Annotated in this window: 11 protein-coding genes, 1 tRNA gene and 2 pseudogenes; 10 read left to right on the forward strand and 4 right to left on the reverse strand. The window is 62.3% G+C overall.

All coding sequences use genetic code 11. The annotated features are described in order from the left end of the window. A pseudogene (locus tag EOA86_RS10115) lies at window positions 1–304 on the forward strand (hypothetical protein); the annotation flags it as partial. A 140-nt stretch (window positions 305–444) separates the two neighbouring features. Here the strand turns inward: EOA86_RS10115 and EOA86_RS10120 are convergent. After that, a tRNA-Leu gene (locus EOA86_RS10120) sits at window positions 445–529 on the reverse strand. Window positions 530–800: 271 nt separating this feature from the next. Between EOA86_RS10120 and EOA86_RS10125 the strand changes: the two genes are divergently transcribed. Then, window positions 801–1,388 (forward strand): YqaA family protein, encoded by a 588-nt coding sequence (locus EOA86_RS10125; protein ID WP_127208915.1) that lies wholly within the window; start codon window positions 801–803, stop codon window positions 1,386–1,388. 106 nt (window positions 1,389–1,494) lie between these two features. After that, entirely contained in the window at window positions 1,495–2,013 is a 519-nt protein-coding gene (locus tag EOA86_RS10130; protein WP_127208914.1) for a disulfide bond formation protein B, read from the forward strand. Window positions 2,014–2,166: 153 nt separating this feature from the next. Here the strand turns inward: EOA86_RS10130 and EOA86_RS10135 are convergent, their stop codons facing one another. Continuing rightward, window positions 2,167–2,724, reverse strand: a complete 558-nt coding sequence (locus EOA86_RS10135; RefSeq protein ID WP_029348574.1) for an HNH endonuclease — start codon at window positions 2,722–2,724, stop codon at window positions 2,167–2,169. Between the two features lie 129 nt (window positions 2,725–2,853). Next, window positions 2,854–3,495 carry a DNA-3-methyladenine glycosylase gene (locus EOA86_RS10140; protein WP_127208913.1) on the reverse strand — a complete coding sequence of 214 codons (642 nt, stop codon included), beginning with the start codon at window positions 3,493–3,495 and terminating at the stop codon, window positions 2,854–2,856. 91 nt (window positions 3,496–3,586) lie between these two features. Here EOA86_RS10140 and gluQRS point away from each other — a divergent pair, with 91 nt between their 5' ends. Both gluQRS and EOA86_RS10150 read left to right on the forward strand, forming a co-directional pair. Continuing rightward, window positions 3,587–4,462, forward strand: a complete 876-nt coding sequence (gluQRS, locus tag EOA86_RS10145; protein ID WP_128341492.1) for a tRNA glutamyl-Q(34) synthetase GluQRS — start codon at window positions 3,587–3,589, stop codon at window positions 4,460–4,462. 146 nt (window positions 4,463–4,608) lie between these two features. Beyond that, window positions 4,609–5,484 carry an EamA family transporter gene (locus tag EOA86_RS10150; protein WP_127208912.1) on the forward strand — a complete coding sequence of 292 codons (876 nt, stop codon included), beginning with the start codon at window positions 4,609–4,611 and terminating at the stop codon, window positions 5,482–5,484. A gap of 70 nt (window positions 5,485–5,554) precedes the next feature. Here EOA86_RS10150 and EOA86_RS10155 read toward each other — a convergent pair whose 3' ends face one another. Beyond that, a complete protein-coding gene (locus EOA86_RS10155; RefSeq protein WP_095517782.1) occupies window positions 5,555–6,406 on the reverse strand; it encodes a YihY/virulence factor BrkB family protein in 852 nt (283 codons plus the stop codon). Window positions 6,407–6,463: 57 nt separating this feature from the next. Between EOA86_RS10155 and EOA86_RS10160 the strand changes: the two genes are divergently transcribed. The 5 genes and pseudogenes from EOA86_RS10160 to EOA86_RS10180 all read left to right on the forward strand — a co-directional run. After that, window positions 6,464–7,330 (forward strand): SDR family oxidoreductase, encoded by an 867-nt coding sequence (locus EOA86_RS10160; RefSeq protein ID WP_127208911.1) that lies wholly within the window; start codon window positions 6,464–6,466, stop codon window positions 7,328–7,330. 23 nt (window positions 7,331–7,353) lie between these two features. After that, on the forward strand, window positions 7,354–7,545 hold the full coding sequence (locus EOA86_RS10165; RefSeq protein ID WP_127208910.1) for a twin transmembrane helix small protein: 192 nt from the start codon (window positions 7,354–7,356) through the stop codon (window positions 7,543–7,545). Window positions 7,546–7,573: 28 nt separating this feature from the next. Further along, a complete protein-coding gene (locus tag EOA86_RS10170; protein ID WP_127208909.1) occupies window positions 7,574–8,155 on the forward strand; it encodes a cob(I)yrinic acid a,c-diamide adenosyltransferase in 582 nt (193 codons plus the stop codon). Window positions 8,156–8,180: 25 nt separating this feature from the next. After that, on the forward strand, window positions 8,181–8,984 hold the full coding sequence (locus EOA86_RS10175; RefSeq protein ID WP_065008479.1) for a rhomboid family intramembrane serine protease: 804 nt from the start codon (window positions 8,181–8,183) through the stop codon (window positions 8,982–8,984). A 312-nt stretch (window positions 8,985–9,296) separates the two neighbouring features. Next, window positions 9,297–9,483, forward strand: a pseudogene (locus tag EOA86_RS10180) (electron transfer flavoprotein subunit beta/FixA family protein); the annotation flags it as partial.

Below are 9,483 nucleotides of genomic sequence, written 5' to 3' on the forward strand. Positions count from 1 at the left end.
CCCCAATGTCCTTATCTATGAGCCGTTCAACGGCGGCTTGCGCCTGGTGGCCGTGGAATGGCTTGTTCCGCTGACGCCCGACACCAAGGAGCCGCCGAAACTCTTTGGACAGACGTTCCAGGGGCCGATGGAGGGGCATTATCCGCTTATTCCGACGGAATTCTACCATTACGATCTTCACGCCTGGCTGTTCAAGGACAACCCGCTCGGAATGTTCAGCCCGACAAACCCGGACGTGAAATGCGACAATTACGCGTTTCCCATGCCGGAGCAGCCGACCAAGATGGTCCCGGGGCCGATGTGATGGCGGCCTGAGCTACGGAGTCCGAACTAATCAGGAAGGACTGGCCTCGTTGTGAGGAAGGACCGACCTCGATTGTGATTATCCCAGGATGCTCCTGGGATAACATCCCGCCGAGCTTTCAAGACGTCTCGGGTGGAAAATGGTGCCCCTAGCCGGGATCGAACCAGCACTCCTTGCGGAACTCGATTTTGAGTCGAGCGCGTCTACCAATTCCGCCATAGGGGCTCAGGCCGGGCGGCCTGGATTGGCGCGGACTATACGGTTGGAGGCCTGTTCGTCAACTGGCCAATTCCCGACATGCGGCCTTCGCTCAACCCCAGCCTTCGATTTCGTGAAGCTGCGGCCATTGTGCGGCGCGAAAAATCTTTCTAGACAGGCAGCGCATTGAAGCGCGTCGCGTCTCGAGAGATTCATGTGGCGCGCTTTTGGTCTTTGTTTTTATGCATTGTTATCCCAAAACCGCTGCGCATTTGGGCGACGTGCATTAGGAGTGCCGATGCTTCGCGGACTTTACGACTGGACCTTGTCGCTGGCGGCCAAGAAATCCGCCGAGTGGTGGCTGGCCTTCATCGCTTTCGTCGAAAGCTCGGTGTTCCTAGTGCCGGCCGACGTGCTCTATCTGCCGATGGCGCTGTCGCGGCCGGATCGCGCCTATCGCTACGCGCTGGTCGCCACGCTGGCCTCCGTTCTGGGCGGCATCGCCGGCTGGTACATCGGCCACTATGCCTACGACACGATGGCGAAGCCGATCCTCGAATTCTACGGCAAATATGATGACTTCGAGGCGCTGCGCGTCTCGTCGGGCATCGGCTTCATCATCCTGATGCTGATCACTTCCGGCCTCGCCCATCTGCCGCCGATCAAGGTGGTGACGATCCTGTCCGGCGTTATCGGCGTCAACCTCCTGCTGTTCATCGTGCTGGCGATCGTGGCACGCGGCGCCCGCTTCCTGTTCCTCGCCTGGCTGCTGCGCCGCTATGGCGAACCGATCCGCGAGTTCATCGAAAAGCGCCTTGGCATGATCGCGGGCGCCGCCGCCGCTGCCCTGATTTCGCTCTATATCGTCGTCAAATACGCCTTCTAGCATGAGAAGTCCGGGCTAGTCCGGGCTAGTATGAGAAGTCCGGGCTAGAGCAAAGGTTGTTCAAATTGACCCATCCTTTGCTATGACGGGAATGGACGGTAGATCGATGACAGCGACCGTGAGTGCCGACACTGGACGCCAGCGCATGCGGACGGCGGTGTTTCTCGCCGTCGCCATGGCGGCCACCGTCGGCTCGGCGCTGGCCTTCCAGCACCTGGGCGGCTACATCCCGTGCAAGCTCTGCCTGGAGCAGCGCACCCCCTACTACACCGGCGTGCCGCTGATGCTGCTGGCGGTGCTGTCGTCGGCGCTGCGCTGGCCTACTTGGCTGACACGCGGCCTGCTGGCCGTCGGCGGCCTGCTGATGGCCTACGGCGTCTATCTCGGCGTCTATCATTCCGGCGTCGAATGGGCGTGGTGGCCGGGGCCGACCGATTGTGCGGCGGCTGCAGGACCGGTGGACACCGGCGGCAAGGGCGTGCTCGACGCGCTCGACAAATTCGTCCCGCCCTCCTGCGACAAGGCGGCACTGCGCATCCTCGGCCTGTCGCTGGCCGGCTGGAACGCCATCGCCAGTTTTGTCCTGGCCGTGGTCGCCTTCCGGGGTGCGTTTGCGCGCGATTAAATCTAGCGCGGCGCGAGATCGTCCAAGAATTCGGCAGGCTGAGTCGTATGGAGTGATTGTCGAGAACCGAAGCGCAGCGGACATTTGGTCCGTGAGCATCGGAAGCGCAGACAATCGCTTCAGACGGCCAGCCTCCCGAATTATCGGACGATCTCAAGGTTCGAGTTCGACATCCCAGTACAGATAATCCATCCAGCTTTCATGCAAATGGTTGGGCGGAAACAGGCGGCCGTTGTTGTGCAGATCATGCACCGTCGGCTGGTAGGGCTTCTGCAACGGCCACATCTTGGCGTGCGCCGGCATCATGCCACCCTTTCTCAGATTGCACGGCGAACAGGCGGCGACGACATTCTCCCACGTCGTCGCGCCGCCGCGATGGCGGGGAACGACATGGTCGAAGGTCAGATCCTCCGGCGTGCCACAATACTGGCACTGGAAACGGTCGCGCAGGAACACATTGAAGCGGGTGAAGGCTGGATGCCGCGATGGCTTCACATAGGCCTTCAGGCTGACGACGCTCGGCAGCTTCATCGAGAAGGTCGGCGACGACACGGCGTGCTCGTATTCGGCGACGATGTTCACCCGCTCGAGGAACACCGCCTTGATTGCGTCCTGCCACGACCAGAGCGACAGAGGATAATAGCTGAGCGGACGGTAATCCGCGTTCAGCACCAGTGCTGGAAGCCCATCCGGAGATACGGCAACCGTCACGTCATTGACCTCCTTGGTTCTAGAACCGATCGGCGCGGATACTGTAAGCCCGACATGACAGGGATGTGAAGCGGCTTGTCGATCAAACGCCACGCCAAAAGCGCCTGATTTCAATGCTTTTTTGCGAATTCAGGCCGGAGGCGCGGCGTCCCTGCCCTTCAATTCGCGATAATAGGCCCAGAAAAGCCGCGATGCGACACCTCGCCATGGGCTCCATGATTCGGCGAGTTGGATCAGTGTTTTCTCGGGCGGACGCGGGTCGATGCCGAGCGCGTGGCCGACCGCGCTCTGCAAGGCAACGTCGCGTGCCGGGAAGACATCGGGGTGGCCGGCGGCGAACAAAAGATAGACTTCCGCCGTCCACGGGCCGATGCCCGACACCTTGATCATCGCCGTGATCGCATCCGTGGCGTCGAGCAAGCAGAGATGATCGAGGTCGAGGCCGTCGACCACCGCCTGGGCCACGGCGACCAGGCCGCGCTGCTTCGGCCGCGACAGTCCGGCCTCGCGAAACATGGCTTCGTCGGCGGCAAGGATCGCTTGCGGCGTCAGCGGATCCACCAGTTTTGTCAGCCGCCCGAAGATGGCGTCGGCGCTGGCGCGGGAAACCTGCTGCGAGACGATGATCGAGGCAAGGCTTCTGAACCCCGGCTCGGAAAGCCGAAGCGGCACCTCGCCGGCCATGCCGCGCACCTTTTCAAGACGCGGGTCGAGCAGGCAGAGCGCGTCCAGCCCTCGCGAGATGTCGTCGAGCGTGGCGATGCGTTGCATGTCTGCTTGTTCCCGGCGCAAAATGGCAGATGTAATCAGGCGCAAAGTAGCAACTGGCGAAAGCGCCGCACAACCCGATTGCCGCCGAACGATGACACTCCTGACATTCCGCTTCGCACCGAGCCCGAATGGCGAACTGCATCTCGGCCATGCCTATTCGGCGCTGCTCAATCAAAAATTGGCGAGAGCAACCGGCGGGCGCCTGTTGCTGCGCATCGAGGACATCGACACGACGCGCTGCACGCCGGAATTCGAGGCCGGCATTTTTCGCGATCTGAAATGGCTCGGGCTTGGCTGGGAAGAACCGGTGCGCCGTCAGTCGGATCATTTCGCGGACTATCAGGCGGTGCTCGACCGGCTGATCATGGAAGAGCTCGTCTACCCGGCCTTCATGAGCCGTGGCGAAATCCGCGCCTTCATTGCCGCCAGCGAAAAGCGCGGGCGCGACTGGCCGCGCGACCCGGACGGCGTGCCGCTCTATCCCGCCGTCGACAAGGCAATGCCGATGAGGGAACGCCAGCGTCGGATTGCCGAAAATGCGCCTTTCGCCTGGCGGCTCGACGTCGATGCTGCGATGGCGCGCGTCGGGACGGACCTGTCATGGCTGGAATTTTCGGATGAGCGGCTTTCCGCAACACGCACGGTGCATGCTCGGCCGCAGGACTGGGGCGACGTGATCGTGGCGCGCCGTGAAATCCCGACCAGCTATCATCTCGCCGTCGTCGTCGATGACGCGCTGCAGGGCGTCAGCCATGTCGTGCGCGGCCAGGACCTCTATTCCGCCACCGGCGTGCAGCGCCTGCTCCAGGAGATCCTTGGCCTGCCGCAACCAAGCTACTTCCACCATCGTCTCGTCCTCGGCCCGGACGGACGAAAGCTGTCGAAGAGTCTTCGGGATACCGGCCTTGCCGCCTTGCGCGAGGCCGGCGCATCGCCGGCCGACGTCAGGCGGCTGATTGGGTTCTAGATCGGCGCATACGACCGCAAATATGAGCGCACCCTTCAATTCGGATGAGCCTATGGATCAACCGTTTGGTTTTGCTTGCTAGGTTGAACCGCATTACAGCAGTCGCGACACTCAACCCTCACCGATCACGCGGCAGCCTCCCGAAAATGCACAGCATCAAGCGGTTCATCCCCGCCTCCTTCGTCGTCCTGTGGGCGACCGGCTTCATCGGTGCGCGATACGCCATGCCCTGGGCGGAACCCTTCACCTTTCTCGCCGCCCGCTTCGTTCTGGCCGCCGTCCTCTTGGCCGGCTTGATGGCAGCACTCGGTTCCAGGCGGGCGACGCGTGCGGAAGCGCTCCACGCCACCGGCGCCGGCATCCTGATGCATGGCGTCTATCTCGGCGGCGTGTTCTGGGCCATCCACAGGGGCATGCCGGCCGGGCTTTCGGCCCTGATCGTCGGGCTGCAGCCGCTGATCACCGCGGTGATGGCCGGCCGATTTCTCGGCGAGGCCATCCTGCCGCGCCATTGGGCCGGTCTCGGCATCGGTCTGGTCGGTGTGGTCATCGTGCTCTGGCCGAAGCTCGGTGCGCTCGGCGGCGGCGTGACGGCCGAGACGCTGGCCGCCTCGCTTGTCTCGGTGCTCGGCATGAGCGCCGGCACGATCTGGCAGAAGCGCTTCGCCTCCGGCGGCGATCTCGTGGCGGCCACCAAATGGCAATATGTCGGCGGCGCATCGGTGATGGTCCTGGCCTCGCTCGCCTTCGAGTCGCGAACGGTTGTCGTCAACGGCGAGTTGATCTTCGCCATGGCATGGTTGGTGCTGGTGCTGTCGATCGGCGCCATCTTCCTGTTGATGGTGATGATCCGCGACGGCGAGATGTCGAAAGTCGCTTCGCTGTTCTATCTGGTCCCGGCCGTCACCGCGGTCATCGCCTGGGTATTGTTCGGCGAACAGTTGAACCTGGTCCAGATCGTCGGCATGGCGATCGCGACGCTCGGCGTCGGGCTGGCAACCGCTCAGCCGACCAAAGCATGATCCCGAACCGAAGGTCAGCGAAGCAAAAAGTGGGAACCGGTTTTCGGAAAAGATCATGCTCAACTAAGACTCAGCCGACTCTCGCGCGTGCCTCCAGATAGCGGCTGATCGCGGCATTGAGCTCACCGCCGAGGATGAAGATCGCCGACACGATGTAGAGGAAGACGACCGCGACCATGATCGAGGCAAGGCCGGCATAGGTCGTCACATACGACGAGAAACGGTCGAGATAGGCGGCGAAGATGGTCGACCCGATGAGCCAGGCAATCAGCGTGAAGATGATGCCCGGTATGATCGAGACGAAGCGGCGCTTGCCCGCAGGCAGCCAGTAATGCACCGCGAACAGCCCGCCGACGATGACGGCGGAGGCGATGATGTAACGCCACAGCGTGATCGTGCCCATATAGGGCTTTATCCATTCGAAATTGGCCTCGGCCAGCCGCCCCAGTAAGGGCGCGAAAACCACGAGCACGCTGATCACCAGAAAACCTGCCGTGGCGATCAAAACGAAGGCGATGCTCTGCACCCGTCGATAGATGATGCCGCGCGTTTCGGAAACGCGGTAGGCGCGGTTGAGCGAGGTGCGCAGCGCCTCGATACCGTTCGAGGCGAAGAAGGCGGCAAGCAGCACGCCATAGGTCAACAGGTCGCTGCGCTGCACGGTGAGCACGTTGAGCACTTCGCGCGCGATCGGCTTGGCGATCTGCTCGGGCCAGGTGTCGAATACGAGATGCACGGCGGTGTCGGCAAAAGCCTGTGCGCCGAGGAAGCTGGCCAGTGTCGTGGCGAAAATCAGAAAGGGGAAAAGCGCCATCAGCGCCGTGATCGCCAGATGACTGGCCATCGCCCAGCCATCGTCCGCATCGAAATGGCCGAACGCGTCATAAAGTACGCGTTTGAGGGCTACGATCTTCCGCAACAAGAACCGCGTTCCCTTCGATTGTCTCGACGCCGCGAATATGGGAAGGGATTGCTGCAAATGGCAAGCCTAGGTCAAACCACGCTTCCTCCCGGAGAAGAGTTGCGCACCATCATCGTCACCGGTGCTTCTTCCGGGATAGGCGCCTATTGCGCGCGAGCGCTGAAGGCGGAAGGCTGGCAGGTCTTCGCGACGGCGCGCAAGCCAGAGGACATCGCTGCCCTCGAGGCCGCTGGCATCGAGGCTTTCTATCTGGACTACCGCGAACCTGGATCCATCGAGACGCTGGTGGCGTCGGTGCTGGAACGGACGGACGGACGGCTCGATGCCCTGTTCAACAATGGCGCCTACGCCCAGCCCGGCGCCGTCGAGGACCTGCCGGTCGCAGCACTCAGGGAGCAATTCGAGGCGAATGTCTTCGGCTGGCATGACCTCACCCGCCGTGTCGTGCCGGTGATGCGCCGCCAGGGCCATGGCCGTCTCGTCCATTGCTCCTCGATCCTCGGCCTGGCGCCGCTGCCCTTTCGCGGCGCCTATTCGGCGTCCAAGCACGCGATCGAAGGGCTGATGCTGTGCATGCATCAGGAACTCCAGGGCAGCGGCATCCATGTCTCGCTGATCGAGCCGGGGCCGGTAACATCGAAGATCGCCAGCAACGGCCTTGGGTGGTTTCTCAGGAATATCGACCGTGAGAATTCCGTCCACCGTCTTGCCTACGAGGCGCAACTGCAAAGGCTGCAGGCCGGCGGCAGCACGTCACGGCTGAAGCCTGGGCCGGAGGTGGTTCATGCGGCCTTGCGCCATGCGCTTCTGTCGCGGCGCCCGCGTCCGCATTATGTGGTAACGGTGCCGGCCAGGATCGGCGTTATCCTCAAACGCGTCCTGCCGGCATCAATGCTCTACCGCCTGCTTGCCAAACGCGCCTGAACGCAATCGACTGGAAACACACTATGGCAACCGTTTTCAACATCCTCGCTGTCCTCGTCATGGTCGCCGTGGTGATCGTGCTGATCCGCGGCCTCATCAACATGATGCGCGGCGGCTCCCCCATGACCTCCAACAAGCTGATGCAGACCCGCGTGCTGCTGCAGTTCGTGGCATTGGTGCTGATCATGCTGGCGGTGTATTTCACCCGCAAGTGACGAGGGTAGCGATTTCGGGAGGCAGAGCGTGGTCAAGCTCAACAAGATCTACACCCGCACCGGCGACGACGGCACCACCGGCCTTGGCACCGGTGAACGGCGGCTGAAATCCGATCTGCGCATTGACGCCTATGGCACGATCGACGAAGCCAATGCCTGCATCGGCATGGCCCGCATTCATACCGCAGCAACCCATCCGGGGATCGACGCGATGCTCGGCCGCATCCAGAACGACCTTTTCGACCTCGGCGCCGATCTGGCGATGCCGGACGACGGCAAGCCGCTCGGCTATGAGCCGCTGCGCATCACCGCTGTGCAGACCGACCGTGTCGAAAAGGACATTGACCTGCTCAACAAGGACCTGCAGCCGCTCAAATCCTTCGTGCTGAACGGCGGCACGGCGGCGGCGGCGGCCCTTCACCTTGCCCGCACGGTGGCACGGCGGGCCGAGCGCATCATGGTGGCTTTGACGCAGGACCCAAGCGAGCCTGTCAACCGCGAGGCGATAAGATACATCAACCGCGTGTCGGACTTTCTGTTCGTCGCCGCACGCGCGGTCAATGACAATGGAAACGCCGACGTGCTATGGGTTCCCGGCAAGAACCGCTGAATCTGCCGAGGCGGGAGGGGGTCCGATGTTCATCCCGCTTTATGACACCAACCGGCTGCGCCACATCAAGCAGCAATATGTGACGATCGGCCTGATCGCGTTCAACACGCTGATCTACTTCGCCACCGCGCTTGGCGGCGAGCAGTTCACCAACGCTGCTGTGCTGGGCCTGGGCTTCATCCCGTCCGTCGTCCACGACAGCGTCGAACTGGCTCCGCAGTTTGTCGTGATCCCGGAGAGCCTGAGCTACGTCACCTATTCCTTCCTGCATGCCGATATTTTTCACCTCGGCGGCAACATGCTGTTCCTCTGGGTGTTCGGCGACAATGTCGAGGACGCGCTCGGTCATGTACGCTTTCTCATCTTCTACCTGCTGTGCGCCATCGCCGGCGCCTTCTTCCAAGGCCTGATCGCGTGGGACTCGCAGGTTCCGCTGATTGGTGCCTCGGGCGCCATCGCCGGCGTGGTCGCCGCCTATCTGATCCTCTACCCCAGGGTGAAGGTATGGGTGCTGGCCTTCGCCCGCATCCCGCTGCGGATCCCGGCCTTCATCCCGCTCATCCTGTGGATCCTGTTCCAGATCGTGATGTTCGCCGCCGGTGGCGAGGATCAGATTTCCTGGGCCTGCCATGTCGGCGGCATCATCGCCGGGGCCGTGCTGGTGCTCATTTTGCGCAATCGCGCCGTACCACTGCTTGCCGGTGCTGAGGAAGAGGCAGTGGTGGTCGCCGGCCAGGTGCCTGTTGCCGCAGAGCCGGCGTCAAGCGACCCGCAACCGGCGCAGGCGGCGCCGCGCTGGGGACGGGGAAGCGCGTCCAGTCCGGACTGAACCGATTTGAGTGCGTCACGGATAATTTGGGCGCGCCTCGGATATTGACGTGCGGGGTCGCCGCAACTACGGAAGCTTTCCCACAATGCATGTCGCGCAAAAGTGTGCAGCGGTTTTGCGATAACGACATGCATAAAACAACAACCTAAAGCGCGTCGCGCGAGGCCGGTCAAACGCGACGCGCTTTAGGCGGTCGGACACTAGAATTCCGTCCGGAATGTCGGCTTTCGACAACTCTGAAGAGGCGTGCGCTGCTATAGCGCGCCCAATTACCTTGAAAGAGGTGGCTATCGTGAAAGAGGTGACAGGCAAATGAAGATCCTTGTGCCCGTGAAGCGGGTTGTGGATGCGAATGTGAAGGTTCGTGTGAAAGCTGACGGTTCGGCGGTGGAACTCGCCAACGTCAAGATGGCGATGAACCCGTTCGACGAGATCGCGGTCGAAGAGGCGATCCGGCTGAAAGAGGCCGGCAAGGCGGAAGAGATCATCGTTGTCTCGA

This window comes from Mesorhizobium sp. M5C.F.Ca.IN.020.32.2.1 (assembly GCF_004023105.1).
In the GTDB taxonomy this organism is placed as follows: Bacteria; Pseudomonadota; Alphaproteobacteria; order Rhizobiales; family Rhizobiaceae; genus Mesorhizobium; species Mesorhizobium wenxiniae.